This window comes from Streptomyces pristinaespiralis (genome assembly GCF_001278075.1).
Classification (GTDB): Bacteria; Actinomycetota; Actinomycetes; order Streptomycetales; family Streptomycetaceae; genus Streptomyces; species Streptomyces pristinaespiralis.
This window is the reverse complement of sequence record NZ_CP011340.1, coordinates 1,650,345-1,670,864: the sequence shown is the minus strand read 5'-3', so window position 1 is coordinate 1,670,864 and position 20,520 is coordinate 1,650,345. Positions and strand designations below refer to the sequence as shown.

Here is a 20,520-nt window from a genome sequence, read left to right as displayed (position 1 = left end):
CTTGACGGGGTCGCGGCACCGCCGTAGAAACTCACCCAGCCGCAACCGGGCGGCCGGGAGAGAAGGCGGACCCACCATGCGTAGCCCCCGCACGGCAGCAGCCCTGCTCGCCGCATGTGCCCTGGTCGTCGTCGCCGGATGCAGCAGTTCCGGTGGCAAGGAGGCCGACGAGAAGCCGTCGGGGGACGGCGCCGGCGGCGAGGCCGCCAAGACCCCCCGGATGAAGATCGCCATGGTGACGCACTCCGGTCAGGGCGACACCTTCTGGGACATCGTCCAGAGCGGCGCCAAGGTCGCCGCCCGCAAGGACAACGTGGACTTCCTCTACGCGGCGAACCCGGAGGGCAAGGAGCAGGCCCAGCTGGTCCAGACGTACATCGACCAGAAGGTCGACGGGATCATCGTCACCCTCGCCAAGCCGGAGGCGATGAGCGACGTGGTGAAGAAGGCCGTGGCGGCGGGCATCCCCGTCGTCACGATCAACTCCGGAGCGGAGTTCTCCGACGGGCTCGGCGCGCTCAGCCACATCGGCCAGGACGAGTCGGTGGCCGGCGAGGCCGTCGGAGACGAGCTCGACGCCCAGGGGAAGAAGAAGGCGCTCTGCGTCATCCACGAACAGGGCAACGTCTCCCTCGAGGCCCGCTGCGCCGGCGTGAAGAAGACCTTCGACGGCACCGTGGAGAACCTCAACGTCGAGGGCACCAACATGCCCGCCACCACCTCCTCGATCGAGGCGAAGCTCCAGAGCGCCAAGGACATCGACGCCGTCGTCACCCTCGGCGCGCCGTTCGCCGCCGCGTCGGTGAAGGCCAAGCAGGGCGCCGGATCCGCGGCGGAGATCAGCACCTTCGACCTCAACGCGGAGGTCGTCGCCCGCCTCAAGGCCAAGGAGATCGCCTTCGCGGTCGACCAGCAGCCCTACCTCCAGGGCTATCTCGCGGTCGACGAGCTGTGGCTCAACAAGGTCAACGGCAATGTGATCGGCGGCGGCAAGCCGATCCTCACCGGCCCCGCCCTGGTCACGGAGAAGGACGTCCCCGCCCTCGAGAAGCTCACGGCCGACGGCACGCGGTGAACGCGCTCGATGCGGCCGCCGCAGCCGCCTGTCCGCCCCCGCTGCCGACCCCGCGACCAGCGATGACCGATACTTGGGCGGCCGGCCGGGTCCGTCCCGGGGCCGGCCGCAGCAGGCAGGACAGCGAGTACGGCAAGAAGGGCACCACGTCGTGGCAAGGGCAAGGACAGGGGTACGCGCGCTCGGCGCGGTGCTGGCGGCGGTACTCGGAGTGTCCCTCGCGGGATGCAGCAGCACCGGCGGCAAGCGGGCGGAGGACGCCCGCAAGGCCCAGGCCGCGGCCGGGAAGGCCGCGGTGAACACGCCGCGCTGGACGTTCGCGATGGTCACCCACTCGGGCGACGGCGACACGTTCTGGGACATCGTCCAGAGCGGTGCCGAGCAGGCGGCCGCCAAGGACAACATCAACTTCCTCTACGCCCACAGCGACGAGGGACAGCAGCAGGCGCAGCTCGTCGACTCCTACATCTCCAAGGAGGTCGACGCGCTGATCGTCACGCTCGCCAAGCCCGACGCGATGAAGGCCGTCGTCGCCAAGGCCCGCAAGGCCGGCATCCCCGTGATCACGGTGAACTCGGGCTCCAAGCAGTCCAAGGCGTACGGAGCCCTCACCCACATCGGCCAGGACGAGACGATCGCCGGCGAGGCCGTCGGCGACGAGCTGGACGCGCGCGGCAAGAAGAAGGCCCTGTGCGTCCTGCACGAGCAGGGCAACGTGGGCCACGAGCAGCGCTGCGCGGGCGCGAAGAAGACCTTCGGCGGCGACATGCAGAACCTGTACGTCGACGGCACCAACATGCCCGACGTCCAGGCCTCCATCGAGGCGAAGCTCCAGGCCGACCGGTCCATCGACTCCGTCGTCACCCTCGGCGCGCCCTTCGCGGACGCCGCCGTCCAGGCCAGGAAGACCGCCGGGTCCAAGGCCGAGATCGACACCTTCGACCTCAATCCCAAGGTGGCGAAGGCGCTTCAGGAGGGCACGCTCGGCTTCGCGGTCGACCAGCAGCCCTACCTCCAGGGCTACCAGGCGGTGGACCTGCTGTGGCTCTACAAGTACAACGCCGACGTCCTCGGCGGAGGGCGGCCCGTCCTGACCGGACCCCAGATCATCACCGAGAAGGACGCCGCCGAACTCGAGGAATTCACGGAGCGGGGGACCCGATGAGCACGAGCGCACCACCGGCCACACCCGACAAGGCGCCGGACAAGGCGGACGAGCGGCTGCTGCGCACATCACCGCTGCGCAAGCTGATGGGCCGCCCCGAGCTGGGCTCGGTCGTGGGCGCCGTGGCCGTCTTCGTCTTCTTCTCCGTCGTCGCGGACGCCTTCCTGCGGACGTCCAGCCTCGCCACCGTGCTGTACGCGGCCTCGACCCTCGGCATCATGGCCGTGCCGGTCGCGCTGCTGATGATCGGCGGGGAGTTCGACCTCTCCGCCGGTGTCATGGTGACCAGCTCCGCGCTGATCTCCTCGATGTTCAGCTACCAGATGACCGCCAACGTCTGGGTCGGGGCCCTGGTCTCCCTGCTGGTCACCCTCGGGCTCGGCGCCTTCAACGGCCTGATGCTCACCCGCACGAAGCTCCCCAGCTTCATCATCACGCTCGGCACGTTCCTGATGCTGACGGGCCTCAACCTCGGCCTCACCAAACTCATCAGCGGCACGGTCTCGACCAAGTCCATCGGCGACATGGAGGGCTTCCCGTCCGCCAAGAGCGTCTTCGGCGAGTTCACGGTGGGCGACACCACGGTCAAGGCGACCATCGTCTGGTGGATCGTGCTGATCGCGCTGGCCACCTGGATCCTGCTCCGGACCCGATTCGGCAACTGGATCTTCGCGGTGGGCGGCGGCGCCGACGCGGCCCGCGCGGTGGGCGTCCCGGTCAAGCGGACCAAGATCCTTCTGTACATGGGGGTGGCCTTCGCCGCCTGGGTCTCCGGCCAGCACCTGCTGTTCTCGTTCGACGTGGTGCAGTCCGGCGAGGGCGTCGGCAACGAGCTGACGTACATCATCGCCGCGGTCATCGGCGGCTGTCTGATCACCGGCGGCTACGGCTCGGCGATCGGCTCGGCCGTCGGAGCGCTGATCTTCGGCATGACCAGCAAGGGCATCGTCTACGCGGAGTGGAACCCGGACTGGTTCAAGTTCTTCCTCGGAGCGATGCTCCTCCTGGCCACCCTGCTCAACGCATGGGTACGCAAGCGTGCGGAGGCGACGACCTGATGAGTGCCCTTGTGGAGCTCGACGACGTCAGCAAGTACTACGGCAACATCCGGGCCCTCGAAGGCGTCTCCCTCGAGTGCCACGCCGGTGAGATCACCTGCGTCCTCGGTGACAACGGCGCCGGCAAGTCGACCCTGATCAAGATCATCGCGGGACTGCACAGGCACGACACCGGCACCCTGCGCATCGAGGGCGAGGAGACCTCCCTCGCGAGCCCCCGCGAGGCGCTGGACCGGGGGATCGCCACCGTCTACCAGGATCTGGCGGTCGTCCCGCTGATGCCGGTCTGGCGCAACTTCTTCCTCGGCTCCGAGCCGACCCGCGGCAAGGGCCCCTTCAAGCGCCTCGACGTGGAGACGATGCGGCGGACCACCCGCGCCGAGCTGCTGCGGATGGGTATCGACCTGCGTGACGTCGACCAGCCCATCGGGACGCTGTCCGGCGGCGAGCGGCAGTGCGTGGCCATCGCCCGAGCCGTCTACTTCGGCGCCAAGGTGCTGGTGCTGGACGAGCCGACGGCGGCGCTGGGTGTGAAGCAGTCCGGCGTGGTGCTGAAGTATGTGGCCGCGGCCCGCGACGCGGGTCTGGGCGTGGTGCTCATCACCCACAACCCCCACCACGCCTATCTGGTCGGCGACCGATTCGTGCTTCTCAAGCGCGGTGTCATGTCGGCGAGCCACACCAAGCAGACCGTCACACTCGACGAACTCACCCGGCAGATGGCGGGCGGCAGCGAGCTGGAGGACCTCCGCCACGAGCTGGAGCGCGCCCCGGCGCCCACCCACCTCGGCGGCCATCCCTCCGGCAAGGAGCGGCCCACCGACTGACGCGCGGGTTCGGGGACGGGCCCGTACGCCGACTAGCATCGAGGAGGCGGGCCACCGCCCGCCCGGACCTCCTGGACCGACCCGCCCCGGGCCCCGACCGGCCACCACGACCCCGCAGGGACGACTTGAGTACGTACCGCGACTTCACGAACAGAGGCACCGCACGCGCCACCGTCCTCAAGACGGTCGGCACGCGCGAGCGGCGCTCGCACCTCACCGCGCCCCGCGTACCCACGGTCGGCATCGACATCGGCGGCACCAAGGTGATGGCCGGCGTCGTCGACGCCGACGGGATCATCCTCGAGAAGATCCGCACCGAGACCCCCGACAAGTCCAAGAGCCCCAAGGTCGTCGAGGACACCATCTGCGAGCTGGTGCTCGACCTCTCCGACCGGCACGATGTGCACGCCGTGGGCATCGGCGCGGCCGGCTGGGTCGACGCGGACCGTTCCAAGGTGCTCTTCGCACCTCACCTCGCCTGGCGGAACGAGCCCCTGCGCGACGCCCTGACCGCCCGCCTCGCCGTCCCCGTACTGGTCGACAACGACGCCAACACCGCCGCCTGGGCGGAGTGGCGCTTCGGGGCCGGGCGTGGCGAGGACCACATCGTCATGATCACGCTCGGCACCGGCATCGGCGGGGCGATCCTCGAGGACGGACAGGTCAAGCGCGGCAAGTTCGGCGTCGCCGGCGAGTTCGGCCATATGCAGGTCGTGCCCGGCGGCCACCGCTGCCCGTGCGGCAACCGCGGCTGCTGGGAGCAGTACAGCTCCGGCAACGCCCTGGTCCGTGAGGCCCGCGAGCTGGCCGCCGCCGACTCGCCGGTCGCCTACAGCATCATCGACCGGGTCGGCGGCAACGTCGGCGACATCACCGGGCCGCTCATCACCGAGCTGGCCCGCGAGGGCGACGCGATGTGCGTCGAGCTGTTCCAGGACATCGGGCAGTGGCTCGGTGTCGGCATCGCCAACCTCGCCGCCGCCCTCGACCCGTCGTGCTTCGTCATCGGCGGCGGCGTCAGCGCCGCCGACGACCTGCTGATCGGCCCCGCGAGGGACGCGTTCCGCCGTCATCTGACCGGCCGCGGCTACCGCCCGGAGGCCCGGATCGCCAAGGCCCAGCTCGGCCCCGAAGCGGGTATGGTCGGCGCGGCCGACCTCGCCCGGCTGGTGGCCCGGCGCTTCCGCCGGACCAACCGCCGCCGTGTGGAACGCCACGAACGCTACGAGCGCTACGCCCAGGCCCTGCGCAACCCGAGCTCTGTACGCCCCACCCAGGAACCGCCGTCATGACAACGCTGACCACCCGCCAGCCCACGCCGCAGCCGACCCCGCCGACCCCCGAGGGCCGGCGCCACATGATCGTGCGCCGCTGGATCACCGCGATCGTCATCGTGCTGCTCATCGGCATCCCGGCCGGCTACCTCGCGATCTCCGCCGGGCAGAGCCGCGCCAGCGGCCGTGACAAGGAGGCGGAGTCCGCCGCCCAGGGCCTGCGCGACTTCTGGCCCTCGATCATGAAGCGCCGCATCTTCGAGGTGCCGGTCCCCGAAGGCGCCACGCGGGTCTCCTACTTCGAGACCAGCAACTGGAAGACCAGCCGGCTGTACGTCCAGTTCCGCACCTCGCCGAAGGGCCTCGACACCTTCCTGAAGGGCGCCGGGACGAGCCGCGCCGCCCTCGAGAACGGCAAGGTCACCATCAGCGACCGGGACTCCGCCGTGGTCGGCTGGAACTTCAAGCTGAAGGGCCGTGCCTGGGCCGGCACCGTCCACACCCAGAAGGACCCGCGGCCGAGCAAGGACATCACGGTCGACCTGACCGAACCGGACCGCCCCTGGGTGTACGTCGTCTCCACGGCCAACCCGTAGGAGCCCGCCGGGCTGTCCGGCGGCCCGCCTCCGGCGAGCGCCCTCGGCTCCTCATGAGGGCCACGGTTCGGTGGGTCGGACGGTGTCGAAGGCGAGCCCGCTGGAGCTCTCTCCGGTGCCGGGCGCCTTCTGCCTGCGCACCCAGCTGTGCCAGGAGCCGTCGGACCAGCGGGCGAGCACCGGGCGGCGTGTCACGATCACCCCGTCGCGCGGCACCTCCTCCTCGTACACCCACAGCCCGGGGGTGATGAGCAGACCCTCCGGGCGGGAGTCGACGCCGGGACCGGTCAGCCCCACCAGCCGGAACCGGATCATCGCGGTCCGGACCTCCTCCGGGACCAGCGGGAACCAGTTGTCCGGCACCAGGGTCTGCACCCCGTACGCGGGCGGCCCGCCGGCCGTGACCGGCTCGGGCGCCGCCGTGCGCGCCCACCGGTCCCGGCGGTCGATCAGTTCGCCCCGGCCGTCCGTGTAGCGGTGCTGTACGGCCCAGAGTGTGTTCGCCAGCTCGTCGCGGGACAGCGTCACCTGCTCGAGCACCTCGCCCACCTGACCGCGTTCGGTGGGCAGCACCAGCAGCCCGGACGCCGCCGGGTGGTCCGGGTCGGGACTGTGCAGGCTGAACATCGACCAGGACGGGTCGTCCCGGCCGGCTCGTCCGACCAGGTGGTGGCGGCCGAACACGTCGCGTACGAGCAGCCGGTCCAGCACCGTCAGCGAACCGGTCGGTACCTCCAGCGGCGTCAGGAACCAGTCGTTGCCGTAGACCGTCGCGAACGAGATCAGCAGCAGCCGGCCGGTGTCCAGCGTGGACACGTCCACCGAGCCCAGGTCGACCCGCGCGTCCTCCATCTCCCAGAACCGGTCGGCGGGCAGCCCGCCGTAGCGCACCGTCGAAGGCAGACCCTCGTCGGTGAACGTGTGCCGCGGTCCCGGCGGCGCGGCCGGGTGCTCGGGTTCCGGGTCCACGTCCAGGGCGTACCAGTCCAGGCCGTCCCCCTGGTACTCCTCCGCGCGCAGCACCGTGCCGCCGGCGGACAGCTCGGCGGCGTGCTCGAACCGGTGCGGGTCGAAGCAGTCCAGGCCGCGCTCGGCCAGTCGCCCGCCCCACCAGCGCCGCCAGCGGGCGGCCACCTCGCCCAGCTTCGGGTCCGGTCCGCCGGCGAACGTGCCCGCGTCCAGCGCTGCCGCCACCGACACCGCGTCGGGCACCCGGCCTTCGAGCAGGCCGACCAGACTCGTGTCCAGCTCGCCGGCCGGCAGCCGATGCGGAGCCAGCGCCGCGACGGCGGCGGTGAGCACCCCGGCGTCGTCGGCCATCCGCAGCAGCGCGGCGCCGCCCTCGGCGCGCAGCCGCTCGTCGACCTGGACCGGCTCGTCCTCGACCTGGACGTCGAGCGGCCCGAGGCGGGGGGCGTAGGGCACCCAGTCCACGGCCCCGGACGGCCGCCAGGCGTCGACCGGCGCACTGCCGCCCGTCATCCGGACCACCGCGGGGGAGCCGGCGTCCTGGGCGGCGAACTCCCCGAACTGCCACTGCCGGGTGAGCAGCCAGAGCGGGTCGTGCACCCGCGCGGCCAGGCCGGATTCGACGTCGCCCGTGCGGTGCCCGGGCTCCAGACGGAACGGCCCCTCCGGGTCGGTGTTCGGCCGGCGGGTCTCGATCCTGGACAGCGCCTGCCCGGTCGCGCCCTGCGGGGAGATCCGGACGGCGGGGACCAGATCGTCCAGCATCGGCAGGTCGGCGAGATCGACGGCCCGCAGCTTGGCCAGTTCCAGGGTCTCCCGGAGCACCTGGACCAGGCCGTCGGAGGTCCAGCCGCGATCCAGGTCCGGGGGGACGGCGATGAGCACGTTGTGCGGGGCCTTGGCGTCGGGCCGGTCGTAGTGGAACGCGACGCCCGTGAGCTCGGTCTCCGGCGGTGTCTCGGCCGGTGGTTGCGGCGGCGCCCCCGCCGCCGGCGCGGGTTCGGCAGGCAGGCGCAACGCGTCCGGACCGGGCAGCAGCTCGATCCATTCGTCGAGCAGCAGACCGGTCACGGCCGCGTCGGGCGCGGCGTCGGCCGGGGCGTGCCAGACCAGGTGCGTGGTGGCCCGCGGGCGACGCCCGGCAGGGAAGGTGCCGCCGATCCAGAGGTCCGCCTCGCCGGGCGGATCCTGTGCCGCGCGCAGCCGTTCGACCCGTCCGGCCCGGGCCCCGGCCAGCATCAGCGTCTCGTGCAGGGCCCGGACCACCGGCCGCACCGCCGCGTTGCGCCGGAGCCAGTCCTCCACGTCGGCGCCGGGCACCTCGGGCCGGCCGGCCGGCGCCGCTCGGCCGAGCGCGGGCAGCAGCGGCACGTCCGCACCCAGCACCTCTGCGAGCGCCGTCCGTGCCCGGGACAGCCAACTGTCGGCCCCGCCCGGTCCGGCCGGCTCGGAGGCAAGGGCGGCGAGCGCCGCCGCGCCGGGGTGCGCGGCGACCAGCGGGTCGGCCGCGAACTGCGCCAGCCGACGCTGCAGATCGGTGATCTCGACCGGCTGCCCGCCGGGGCTCTCCGACAGGTGCGCCGGCAGCAGCGGCTGTGCGGTGGCCAGCAGGGAACGGATCCGGACCGCCCTGCCGCGCAGACCGGTCCAGCCCAGGCCGGTGAAGGTGACCGGGGTGTCCGGCGCCGCGCCCTGGGCGTCCAGGACCGCGCGGCGCAGCCGGGGTTGCTCGCCGCCGCCCGCTTCCAGCACCGTGCTCAGCGCGCCCAGCCCGAGCCGGTCGGCGGTGATGTCGAACGCCAGGCCGCCGCCCTGTTCGTCGGGCCCGCGCTCCTGGCCGCCGCCCGGGTCCGCCCCGGGCCCGCCCAGCACGCCGGCCAGACTCCAGCCCGCCGCCGGTCCGAGCAGGTGCGCGACCCACGCCTCCACCGCCGGCTGCAGCGCGGCGACCGGGTCGGCCGGCCAACCGGTCGGCCCGGCCGGTACGGACGGCAGGACCGCGGCCACTCGTTGGGTCACTGCGCGGGCCCGGCGCGGTGTGCGCAGCACCTGGAACGTGTCCGGCACGTCCTCGCCGCGGCCCAGGGTGTCGGCGGTCAGCCCCGCACGGATCGGGTTCCCTCCGACCAGCTGGTGGACGCTCTCGGCCAGCACCAGGTCGCCCACCGCGTCCAGCGCGTCGGCGAGGTCGTGCAGCAGCGGTTCCACCGCTCCCCGGTCGGCCTGCGGCACCACCGGCGCGCCGTCGATGACACTGGACAGATCGGCCGCGCCGGCACCCGCACGCACCAGGGCCATCCCGTCGACGACATTGCGCGCGGAGACGGCCTCCGCGCTGCGCGCCCACAACCGCGCGTCGGCCTCCTCCCCTTCGGGGTCGGGCACGACCGGGAGCGGGAACTGTCGCCGGAACCGTTCGACGAGGTGGTCCAGCTGCGCATCGTGCAGTGCCCGCTCGAACCGGTAACCCAGCAGGGAGCCCAGGTTCTGACCCTGGCGTACGCCGCCGAGCAGGAGGCGGGCGATCCGGGCGCGACGGGAGGTGAGGCCGACCGCGTAGGTCTGCTCGCCGGGGTGGCCGAGGAAGCCCGAGCGCAGCACGGCCGCGGTTGCCGCGTGCTGCAGCGACGGTGCGTGGATGTAGCCGTCCTGCCCGGCGACCTCGGCCGTGGTGGCCTCGTCGTCCACCTCGATCTCGACCTGCTCCCTCGGCACCGCCGGCCGCAGCTCCTCCACCCAGCCGTAGCAGCCGTACCGGACCCCGCCGGCCCCGGATGCCCGCAGCTCGGCCAGCCGCCGCGACGCCAGTGAGGTGATCCAGGCGTCCAGCCGGTGCGCGTGGACGTCGACGACCTCCAGCAGCAGCTCGGGCAGGCGGGTCGTCGGTACGGCGGCGAGTGCCCGCAGCGCCTGCTCCAGCCGGGGGAGCGCGGCCGTGGCTCGGGTGGCGGCAGCGACCCTTTCCGCGCGCTCGCTCTCGGACAGCCCCTCCAGCACGTCGGCCACGAGCTGGTCCACGTCGCCGGTGGCGGCCAGCGCCTGGCGAAGCGGATCGTCCTCACCCTGGTCGAGGAAGGCCCAGTTGGGCAGGAACAGCAGCGCGTCGAGGACCCCACTGGCATCCGGCGGCTCCTCCGGCGAGGACTCCGGCGGTGCCCCGTCGTCCTCGGGCGGCGGAGCGCCTTCCCCGGGCGGCGTGGCACTGTCCTCGGGCGGCGGTGCCTCGTCCCCGGGTGGCGTGGCACCGTCCTCCGGCGGCGGCGCGCCCTCGTCGGTCGGCCCGCCGCCCTCGTCCGGCGTCTCGCCGCCGCCGACGGTCGGGAGGTCGAAGAACGTGCTGGGCCGAGGCGGGGTCTCCCGGCCGGAGGACAGCTCCACCGGCCAGGCGCGGTCGTAGCCCTCGGCGTCCAGCTCGCCGGCCAGGAAGGCGCGTACCGCGGCCAGGTAGTCCGCGGTGGCCGACGCCCGCGCCGGGAAGCCGACCGGGTCCGGGGCGAGCCGGGACACGAACGCCGGGACACCGGTCGCCTCGTCCAGGCCCCAGCCGAGATCGGTCCAGCCGTCGGAGCCCGTGGTCCAGCGCAGTACGCCGTCAGGAGGCAGGCCGGGCAGGCCCGGCTCGGCGGGAGGCTGGTCGCGCGGAGTCTTCGGCACGGCGAACCCGGGGCCGTCCAGTCGGCGCATGGCCAGGCCCGTTGCCACCGGCAGCCGCTGCAACGCGTCCACGGCGACCTGGTCGACCGGCCGGTCGGGCCGCACGCCGGGGATGGACTCCTCGGTGTCCAGCACCGCGCGCCAGCGTTCCCGCAGTCGCAGCAGCCAGGGCGCGAGCAGCGCGTCCGCGTCGTTCTCCCGCCGGGCGCGCCAGTCGCCCAGTGCCGTCGCGGGCAGCACTCCGTACGGCTGGCGGCCGACCCGCAGCATCGGCAGCGGTCCGCGACTGCGGACGTGCTCGGCGAGATGGTCCCGGACCGCGCGCCACGGCCCGGCGGGGCCGGACGCCCGGACCCCCCGGGTGCCCAGGTCCAGCTGGGACACCGCGGCCTCGGCGAAGCCCTGGCCCAGCGTGGGCCAGGTGAGCAGGGTCAACGCGGCGACGGCCGACGGCTCCGCGTCGCTCGCGCCGGAACAGCCGCGCAGGAAACCGGCGTCCGGCAGGCCGAGCGCGCCGGCCAGCGCGTCGGCGACCTGCGGCTGCCCTGCCGGCGGCTCCGGGTCCGGGTCCGGCCCGGGGTAGGCCGGGGCAGAGGACCAGCCGGACCGGGCGCGCGGGGTGTTGTTGGTGGGGGTACCGGCCGTCAGCAAGCCGAGCCCGCCGCCGAATCTGTGGCCGTGCAGCAGGTCGCGCAACCGGGCGGCACCGTCCGCCGCCGAGTCGTCGCGCACCCCGACGACCAGCAGCTCGTCCAGGTGATCGGTGCCGTCGGTGAAGGTCAGCTCGACACCCATGCCGGCCTTGACCGCCTCGAACCAGTCGGTTTCCCAGCCCTCCTCTTCGGTGCGGAGCATGCTGATCGGCAGCGGGTCGGGCACCGGACGGCCGAGCTTGTCCACCGCGACCCGGCCGTCGACCAGCCCGACGAAACGCCAGCGCCCGGGCATCGCGACCACCCGCCGCCGGTGTTCGTTCGGGTCGTCGGGACGCAGCGCGGGCGGCGGGGCGCCGGGGCGGCAGGCGCGGACCGCCCAGGCGGCGCGTGCCGGGCGCAGCAGTGTGAGCACCTTCTGCCAGGCTTCGGGGCTCGGACCCTGCCAGTACTCGGTGCCCGCGGCGGCCTCCGCGGGGGTGAGCTCCGGGTCGAACTGCGAGAGCAGGATGTCGTCCGGGTAGATGCGCACCCGAAGCGTGCCCGGCTCCCACCAGATGGTCTCCAGCCGCACCGGCAGGAGCGCGATCGGGGCGGTGTTGTCGTCGGGGAACAGCGCGGCGCCGGCGGCCAGGGTCTGCGCCAGTTCCTCCGCGGCGCTGCCGACGGAACCGTTCAGCTGGTCGGCCGTGCGCTGCGACTCCGCCTGGGCTGCCTCCGCGGCGGCGAGCATGTCGGGTGTGGCGCGCTCGTCGCCGGCCTGGACGGCGGCCTGGAGCCGCCGCACCACGGCCAGTTGCTCGTCCGCGCGGGCCTGCGCGGTGTCCGCCTCTGCGCGTGCCCGGTCCAACTGCGCGCGGGCGGCGAACGCGTCGGTCATGTCCGGGGTGCTCCTGTCCTCGACACGGTGATCAGCCGCCCAGCAAGGTGGTGGCCCTGAAGGCCAGTTGGAACGGCTGTTGGAAGGTGATACGGGCCATGTCGGCCGCGTCGCGGCCCCACACCGGCGGATCGGCCGGCGGCAATTCGCCCGGTACGGCGGGTGCCGGGGCGAGCCGGACGCACCTGGCGGCGTCCAGGGTGACACCGCTCCAGGTGAGGTCGGCCCAGGTCTTCAGCGGGACGGGCGGACCGGAGTCGAAACCGAACTGGGTGCCGCGCATCGGTTCGCGGAACACGAAGAACCAGTCCTCGGCGCGGGCCCGTTGCTCGTCGATACCGGCGAACAGGTAGAGCACGGTGGACTCGTCCAGGGCCAGCGGGGTGCCCGGCAACCCGCCGAACGCGGCGGGCAGCCTGCCCTCCTCGCCGCGTACCGCGAGCAGCGCGGTGCCCGGGAACCGGCGCAGCAGTTCACCGCGCACGAGCAGGACCAGGTGTCCCTCGCCGCCGGTACGCAGTCCGCTGCCCAGCGGGGCGTCCAGCGGCCAGCGGGCGATCTCGTCGACGTCCGCTTCGTCGCCGGGCCAGAACCGGGCGAACGGGGTACCGCGCTGGTCGGTGGGGAACTCCCGCCACAGCAGCTCCCGGTTGAACTCGTGGTTGAGCCCGACGAGCAGGGCGGCGGCGAACTCCGGATTGGTCTCCAGCAGCGTCACCGAGTCCGGCGGCAGCGCGCCGATCCCGGGTACCGCCCACTCGGGCCAGCGGGCCAGCAGTTCCTCGGCGATCGGAACGGTGAACTTCGGGTGCGCCATGATCGGCCGCAGCGGGCGGGCCTCGCTCTCGCTGCGCCGCGCCCAGAAGCCGGCGGGGATGCGGTCGGTCATCCGCAGGAGCTGCAGACGCTGCGGGCCGACACCGGCGCGCAGTTCGCCCGGCAGGCCGGCCTCGGGCGCTTCCGCTCCGACCAGTCCCATTTCGCTCAGCCGCTCCTCGATGACCGGCCTGGGTCCCCCGGCGACGGTGGCCCCGCCGGTCGCGACGCGCCCGGCGCGGCGGGCCAGCGCACCACTGCGGCGGGTCAGCCGTACGAAGGAGGTGTCGGCCGCCCCGGTCGGCACGGGGGACGCGGCGAGCATGGTGGCCAGTGTGGTCGGGGCTCCGACGGGCCCAGCGACGGCGTCGGACAGCGGCATCCGGTTGCTCACCGGCGCCATCACGGTGACCAGGTCGGCCACGTCCAGCGGCGCGAGGTGCTTGCTCTGGGCCTGCTCGGCAGCGGCCGCGGCGAGTTCCCCGACGGCCAGCAGCCGGTTCGCCTGCCGGATCTCGCCGACCTGCTCCCAGGCCCTGGCCATCAGGAACTCCTGCTCCAGCTGCACATAGCGGGCGCCGAGCGCCGCGGCCACCCGGCGGCGGACCTCGAGGTTGAGCGTGCTCATCCAACTGTTCGGGTCGTCGGGCACGGTCTGTTGGCCGGTGTGGTGGCTGCCGTAGAGCGGCGGGGCGACAGCGGCGGTGTCCCGGTCCTCGACCGGGGATCCGGTCTCGGTGCGGCGCAGGGCGGGAGCGTCCAGACGCATCCGGGCCAGGGCCCGGAACCGGTCCTGTGCGGCGGTGTCGGACCACACCTCGGGCGCCGCCGTCCCCGGCACCCGCAACGCTCCGTCCAGCGCCACACTCGCCGGCCCGGTTTCCTGTTCGGCGGGCCACGGCCGCCCCACGTCGATGGTCCTGGTGCCGAGTCCGGCCTCGGCGGCCGGCCGGAAGCGCAGCCGACGGGCCAGCTCCTCGAACGTGCCCGCCGCGGCGGTGCGGAAGGTCCACCAGTGGTAGACGGGCAGGTCGACAGTGGCGCCGTCGCCGGCAGGCCAGGCGTCCGCCGTACCCGGCCCGACCAGCGGCGTGTTCAGGCCGGCGGCCCGGCCGGCCGCGGTGGCCGGCACCACCGCGGCGATCCATCCACGGTCCGGCTCCAGCTTGCGGGGACACAACAGCCGAGCGACGACGTCGGCCGAGTGGTTGCGCACCCCCTGCATGGCCAGCTGCTGCGCGGCGGCGAGGTCGGTGACGCTGTCCGGTAGGCGGGCCTCCACGTGCGCCCAGGCCCAGCGCTCGGCCGGCGGGGGCAGCGCGGCGACCGGGGCGGTGAGCACCGGCAGCGGACCGGCGGCGCGCGGCGGGGCCGCCTCGTCCTCGGCCAGCACGATCAACGAGATCCACGGCAGCGGGGTCGGCCCGGACGGTGTCGTGGCCTGCCCCGGCGAGAGCAGCCACGGCAGGTCGGCGTGCGCCAGCTCGACGCCGGCCAGCACGTTCTCCGCCGCCGGGGCCGAGCCGGGCCGCGGCTCCTCGCGCAGCACCACCGCCCGGTCGAAGCCGAGGACGTCCCCCGGCCCGACCAGCGACAGCGTCGGTCCCGCCGCCGTCTCCCGCTTGTCCTCGCCGCCGATCTCACGGGCGAACAGCACCGACGTCTGCAGCGCCTGGCCCGACGCCGCGGCCGCCGCACCGACCTGCGCGCAGGAGAAGAACCATCGAGTGCTCATGCATCGCTCCAGCTCGGGCCGTGCGACCCTGACGTGCCTCTCCGGCGCTTCACCATTGCGGTGCCCAACAGGAGACTCATGTGCGCTGCTCCCAGCTCTCGACGAGCTGAACGGGCGCGGACGGGTCGCCGAGCTGCGCCCGTACCGCCTGCCAGGCGTCCGCGGTCGCGTTGACGAGGGAGACGTCCGCGAGCATGGGGTGCAGGTCGTCGGCGGCGACCACGCTCATCGTGGGTGGGCGTACCCGGACGGCCGCCTCGGGTGTGCGCCACCGCTCCAGCCGCTCGGCGGCGCTGAGCGCGTACACCGCCTCGCGGCGGAAGAGCCCCGGCCAAGGGGAGAACTCCCGCGACGGCAGGGGCGGCTCGTAGCCGGTCTCGTAGCCGTCGTCGACCCGGTGACCGGCGCCGAGCCGGGCGCCGTCGGTGCCCACCCGCACCCCGCCGGCGTGGCGGACGAACGCGGGCTCGGTGAGCTGCTGGTCCTCGGTCAGGTCGAAGAATTCGCCGGGCACGAACCGCTCGGGCAGCGAGGGAAGACCGTCGGCGGGCTGCGGCGTCCCGAGCGTGACCTCCTTGATCGTCCATTTCTGCACCGGTACCGGCCGACGCTCGAAACGGGAGATCGGCACGCCCAGCGGGAGCACCTCCTGACTGACCCGCAGGGTCGCGTCCGGGTGCACGATGTCGCCCTTGGCCAGCTTCTCGACCGCCGCGGGGGTGAACGCGAGCGCCGTGCGTTCGGCAGCCGGCCGTTCCGCCACCCACGCCTTCGCCCGACCGACGGCGGTACGCAGCGGCTCCAGCGGATCGCGCCCCGCCCGCGGCGGGACCGCCGGCGGGGAGCCCCAGCGGATGTCGAAGTCGAGCTCGACGTCCCAGAACAGCACCGAGATGCTGCCCGTGCCGAACGCGTGCCAAGGCGCCGGGCCCTCCAGGGTGAAGTCCAGGCCGACGCTCGCCAGCCGGCGGCCGAAGGCGCGGACCGCCACCCCGGCCCGTACGTGCACCGCGAACGCGAACACCGGGTCGAAGACGAACAGCGCGTCCAGTCCGAGCCAGCCCTGCACCCCGCAGCCGGCGATCATCGCCTCCAGCTGCACCTGGCCGCCGAACATGACCGCGTTGGACGTGACCGCGAAGTAGGCCTCCATGCGCAGCCCGAAGCCGTTGCCCGGGGCCAGGTCCACCTGGAGCCGTCGCAGCGCGGGCACCCCGGCGGGACGGGTGTAGCGGGGGTGGAAGCCGCCGGCGGACATGACGAACTCCGGCTGCCGGCCGCCGCGCACCAGCAGGTACATCTCGCCACGCACGGCCAGTCCGACGATCCAGGACCCGGCCAGCGACACCAGCAGCTCGAATTCGGGGACGGCCGTGTCGATCCGGCCGAGCACGGTGGCCTGCAGCCGGATCAGCGGCACCACCGGGTCGGGCAGGCCGACCAGGAGCCGCCCCACCAGCATCGCCCGCACCGGTGCGGGCAGTTCCAGGATCAGTGCGCCGGACAGCGACACCATCCGACCGCCCCAGGTGATGCGCACCATCGGCCCTACCAGCACCCGGCCCGACGCCACCGGGAAGACCGAGGCCAGCGACTCGATGATCTCCCCGGCGCGTTCCACCGCCCGGTCCGGGAACATCACCCGGTCGGCGTCGCCGTCGCACACCAGCCGCTGCAGCGCGGTGACGTCCACGCGCCGGTTGACGCCGACCAGCCCGCCGACCGCGTCCAGGGCGAACCCCAGACCCAACTGGATGCCGGGAGCGGGGAACGTGGCGGAGAGCAGCACCAGGAAACTGGTCGGGGCGCCCGCGACCGGCGGCCGGAACAGGGCGACGGCCTGCAGTCGCAGCACACTCAGGTCGATCGAGATCAGCCCGGCGTAGCCCTGGTCGGGGGTGCGCCGCACCACGCCGCCGCCGGACACCGGCGGCAGGTTCAGTTCGGTGCCGATGCCGTCGGGGAACAGCTCGCGCAGTCGCCGCGGATCGAGGCCCGGCCTGGCCGCCGGTGACAGCACCACCGGCAGGTCGATGCCGGCCCTGTCCAGCGAAGCCCGCAACGGCAGTCCCGGAAGGCCCGCCGTGACCGACACGGACAGGGCCAGTCGTGGTTCGCCGCCGTCCAGGGTCAGTTCCAGGGCAGCCCCCCGGGTCTGCACACCCGGAGCGTTCAGGCGCAGCGGCAGCGGGGCCTGAAGCGCCCCCGTACCGGCGAAGCGCAGTCCACCCGCCCGGTCCGCGCGGACGGTGACGGTGACCGGCCCCTGACCGCCGGCCATCGGGCCGGACCCGCCGACGCCGATCAGCCGGGCCAGCGCCGCCGGCAGGATGGCGGCCTCGAGTTCGCGCAGCTCCACCTCGACGGCCGGCGGCGTCCCCGGATCGGCGGTCACGGTGAGCGCGATGCCGTTGACGCTGATCCCGGGCCCGTCGGCGGTACCGGCGGCCAGTCGGCCGGTGCGCTGGAACCGGATCGTCGCGGTGCCGCCAGGCGGCGTGGGCGGCAGACCCGGACCGAACGCGGCGTCCCAGCCGCCCGGCGCGGCGATCGTCGCCTCCGCACTCCACGGACCCGTGGCCTTCGGCGGCATGGACAGGGCCGCCCCCGGGGTGACCACCACGTCGAACAGCGGCCCGCCAGGGGTCACCCCGAGCACCGCACGCCCGGCTGCCGCGCCGGACGGGTCGGTCAGCACCAGCGCCACCCCGAGCGGCGCCCCGGGCGCCCGCCGCCAGCCGTGCAGCCGCACCGGCGAGCCGGCGTCCAGGTCGCCGAGCATCTCCCGGACCAGTTCCACCAGCGAGTTCCCCGGCGGCAGCCGGTCGTACGCCGCGAGCAGCCGTCCGGCCAGTACGGTGCCGGCGGCCGACGGTTCCTCGGGCAGCTCACGGACGAGGCCCTCCACCGCGTTCTGGGCCAGCGCGCGCAGTTGGCCTGTGACCTGGCTCAGGAGTTCGTTCGGGTCCATGCCGCGTCACCCGGGCCCGGGTTCACCGTTGTCGATCAACAGCGCACGGCCGAAGGAGCCGATACCCAGCCAGCGGCCGTCCGGGCTGAACTCCATCGCCAGCACCTCGTCGGTGGGCACCGCGTAGCGCTCCTTGCCGTCGAGGTTGAACAGGCGCACCACGTTGTCGATGGATGCGCTCGCCGCGACCTTGCCGTTCGGTCCGAAGGCCACATGCGTGACGGCACCCAGGCCGGGGTCGGGGAGACCGGGGGCCAGCTTCGGCGCCCGGCCCTTCTCCACCCCCGACTCCGCTTCCAGCACCCGGGCGAACCCGTCGGAGCCGCCCACCACGGTCCACTTGCCCTTCGGGTCGAACGCCAGGCAGTTCGGCGCGGTGACCTGGTCTTCGACGTCGTCCGCCGTCGGCCACAACTGCGTCCCGTCGTCCGCCTGGAACATCCGGGTGGTGTCGTCGGCGGCGCAGCACAGCACCAGGGAGGCGTCCGGGCTGAACGCGACAGCGAGCACCGCGTCGTCCGGGGTCAGCCGCGTGATCTCGGCGCCGGTGGCCAGCTCCAGCACCCGCGCGGACCCGGCGTTCCGGTGGTCGCCACCGTGACGTTCGTCGATGGCCAGCACGACGCGGGTGCCGTCCGCGCTGAGGTCGACGTCGGCGATTAGGGGCGTGTCCACGGTGATCTTCCGCGACGTCGCCCCGGTCGCACCGTCGAGCAGGACGAGAACCTGGTCGGTGGTCGCGACCACCTTTCCGTCCGGGGCGAATCGCACCGTGTTCACCGAACTGCCCGGCTCGAGCGGCCCTTGCCAGATCACCGCCCCGGTCGCGCCGGAGCGGAGGAACACCTGCTCGAAGTCGGCCACCGCGAGCGCGGCGCCGTCCGGACCGAACGCGATGGCGGACACGGATCCCTCGCACGGCACGTCCAGCGGCGCACCGACGCCGGTCCCGCGCACCCGCAGCACGGAATCGCTGCCGCCGCTGGCGAACCGGGTGCTGTCGGGGCTGAACGCGATCGCCTGGACCGAGCCGTCATGCTCGACCGTGAGCGCCACGGTACCCGGCTGACTCATGACCAGCTCCTCCTTGTGCCGAGCCGTGCCCGGCCGACCGGCAGCGGGTGGGATCGTCCGGATCGTCGGACCGGTGAGGCGCGTGAACGGCGGACGGAATCACGATGGCGAAAAGTGGTGCACTCGTCACGCTCAGTCATGAGCGTAAGTGACCGGGGGGATCACTGCGAGCCTCTGCGAACCCGGGGCCGCAGATCCACTCGGTTGGGCCTCGTCGGACGCGGGTCGGGCGCCCGCTAGGCGGCTCCCTTCTTCTGCTGGGCCATCTCGACCCAGGTCCCTGCCTCGATCCCTTGCCGGTCGAGGTGCCAAGCGGCCTGCAGACAATGGAGCCCCGGGATGCCGAGCTGCCCGAACAGCTTCTTCGCCGGCACGAGTTGGGCGAGACGCGCGGTGAGCTGTCCCACGTCGAACGGCGCATCGGTGTGCTCTCCGTTCTGCAGCTGCGCCATGACGTCGAGCGAGTCGTCCTCCTTCTCGCGCGCTTTCCAGAAGTCTTCAACCCCTTGGTTCTCCCACTTCGGGGGAAGGAGGTTCTGCAGGGTCCGGCCGAGAGCACGATCGGAGACGGTCGCGAATATGGCGTTGGTGCACACTTCGGCCGCCTCGCCGAGTGGTACGTCCGGTACGCCCCGTGCGGAAGCTGCCTTCTCCTGCGCCTTCTTCATCGCTTCGGACTTCTGACGAAAGACCTCCTGAGCTTTCGCCTGATCGCTCTGCGATCCCCCAGGATCACTCAGCGCGGGCAGCGTCGCGGCGGCCTGAGCTGTGGCCCTCGCCAGCTCACTCCGCTGCTGCGGAGGCGTCTTCGGGTCGCTGACCATTTCCGTCGCCCGGGCCACTTCCGCCGCCGGTCCCGCCAGCCGTCGCATTTCCGCCGGACTCGCTGATCGGCCGGACACGCCGTCGCTTCCCTGAGCCAGTACGGCGGTCAACGGCTCAAGGATCAGGTTCAGCTCCTCCTGGAGTTCGGGGGGCGTCCCGGGATCGCCCATCAGGTCCAGGGCCGAAGTCGCCTTCTCCGCCGTCGAGACGGTGGTGGCCCGCAGCTCGGGCGACACCTGCGGGTCGTGGCTGCCCGCGAGGGCGGAGGCCACCTGCTGCACGATCACCGTCAGCTGCTCCCGCAGCTCACGAGGTGTTTCAGGGTCGGCGATCCGCGCCAGGGCGGAAGTCACGTGCTCCGCGATCTCGGTGACCTCTTCCCGCTCCTGCGGTGGCGTCCTCGGGTCCTCCACCGCCTTGAGCGTGGCGGTCAGCTTGTCCACGGCGGGCGCGAGTTCCTCGGGGACGTTCTTGCCCGCCTCGGCCAGGTTCGCGGTTGCCGCTTCAACCTCTTTGCCCTGCTGGGCCAGTTCGCCGGTCACCGCTCCGCCCGGTTCCGGTTCTCCGGGGTCTGGTGGCCCGTCAGTGTCCGTTTCTCCCGGCGGGGCGGTGTCGCCCGGGGTGGTCGTATCGCCCGGAGGGGGCGTGTCCGGCGGCGGGGGCGGTTCGTCCGGCTGCGGGGGAGGCGTGGGGGTCCCTGGAGGAGGTGGCGGGGGCGTGTCCGGCGGCGGGGGCGGTTCGTCCGGCTGCGGGGGAGGGGGCGTTGTCTGCACGGGTGCTGCCGCCGTGTCACCGCTGCCGGTAGGCGCTTCCGCAGCGCTCACCACTCCTGCCGGAAGTGCGAGCGAGGCGGCCAGCGCGGATGCCCCGAACAAGCGGAAGAGGTTGCGCCGGGCGACTATGGCCATGATGGTTCCAGATGCGCTTCTCGGTGGTGTCGGCTTGTCC

General features: G+C 73.3%; 11 protein-coding genes. 6 read left to right on the top strand and 5 right to left on the bottom strand.

What is annotated here, in order from left to right:
• The first annotated feature begins 76 nt into the window (after positions 1-76).
• The 6 genes from SPRI_RS06925 (at position 77) to SPRI_RS06900 (ending at position 5,995) form a co-directional block, all read left to right on the top strand.
• The gene (locus SPRI_RS06925; protein ID WP_005309742.1) at positions 77-1,075 is read left to right on the top strand and encodes a sugar ABC transporter substrate-binding protein; all 999 of its coding nucleotides are present in this window, start codon (positions 77-79) and stop codon (positions 1,073-1,075) included.
• A gap of 151 nt (positions 1,076-1,226) precedes the next feature.
• Positions 1,227-2,240, top strand: coding sequence for a sugar ABC transporter substrate-binding protein (locus tag SPRI_RS06920; RefSeq protein ID WP_005309740.1), 1,014 nt, complete (start codon positions 1,227-1,229; stop codon positions 2,238-2,240).
• A complete protein-coding gene (locus SPRI_RS06915; RefSeq protein ID WP_005309738.1) occupies positions 2,237-3,298 on the top strand; it encodes an ABC transporter permease in 1,062 nt (353 codons plus the stop codon). Before SPRI_RS06920 ends, SPRI_RS06915 begins: the two co-directional genes overlap by 4 nt.
• The gene (locus SPRI_RS06910) at positions 3,298-4,125 is read left to right on the top strand and encodes an ATP-binding cassette domain-containing protein (protein WP_005309735.1); all 828 of its coding nucleotides are present in this window, start codon (positions 3,298-3,300) and stop codon (positions 4,123-4,125) included. The genes SPRI_RS06915 and SPRI_RS06910 overlap by 1 nt, the downstream gene beginning before the upstream one ends.
• A gap of 125 nt (positions 4,126-4,250) precedes the next feature.
• Positions 4,251-5,417 carry an ROK family glucokinase gene (locus SPRI_RS06905; protein WP_005309732.1) on the top strand — a complete coding sequence of 389 codons (1,167 nt, stop codon included), beginning with the start codon at positions 4,251-4,253 and terminating at the stop codon, positions 5,415-5,417.
• On the top strand, positions 5,414-5,995 hold the full coding sequence (locus SPRI_RS06900; protein ID WP_005309729.1) for a hypothetical protein: 582 nt from the start codon (positions 5,414-5,416) through the stop codon (positions 5,993-5,995). The genes SPRI_RS06905 and SPRI_RS06900 overlap by 4 nt, the downstream gene beginning before the upstream one ends.
• A gap of 51 nt (positions 5,996-6,046) precedes the next feature.
• Here the strand turns inward: SPRI_RS06900 and SPRI_RS06895 are convergent, their stop codons facing one another.
• The 5 genes from SPRI_RS06895 to SPRI_RS38445 form a co-directional block, all read right to left on the bottom strand.
• Positions 6,047-12,151, bottom strand: coding sequence for a hypothetical protein (locus SPRI_RS06895; RefSeq protein ID WP_053556765.1), 6,105 nt, complete (start codon positions 12,149-12,151; stop codon positions 6,047-6,049).
• Positions 12,152-12,182: 31 nt separating this feature from the next.
• Positions 12,183-14,702, bottom strand: coding sequence for a hypothetical protein (locus SPRI_RS06890; RefSeq protein WP_053556764.1), 2,520 nt, complete (start codon positions 14,700-14,702; stop codon positions 12,183-12,185).
• 76 nt (positions 14,703-14,778) lie between these two features.
• Positions 14,779-17,673 carry a DUF6603 domain-containing protein gene (locus SPRI_RS06885; protein ID WP_005309720.1) on the bottom strand — a complete coding sequence of 965 codons (2,895 nt, stop codon included), beginning with the start codon at positions 17,671-17,673 and terminating at the stop codon, positions 14,779-14,781.
• A 6-nt stretch (positions 17,674-17,679) separates the two neighbouring features.
• Positions 17,680-18,747: a WD40 repeat domain-containing protein gene (locus tag SPRI_RS06880; RefSeq protein ID WP_037773323.1), complete on the bottom strand. Its 1,068-nt coding sequence runs from the start codon at positions 18,745-18,747 to the stop codon at positions 17,680-17,682.
• Between the two features lie 236 nt (positions 18,748-18,983).
• Positions 18,984-20,114, bottom strand: a complete 1,131-nt coding sequence (locus tag SPRI_RS38445; RefSeq protein ID WP_037773321.1) for a hypothetical protein — start codon at positions 20,112-20,114, stop codon at positions 18,984-18,986.
• Positions 20,115-20,520: the final 406 nt, after the last annotated feature.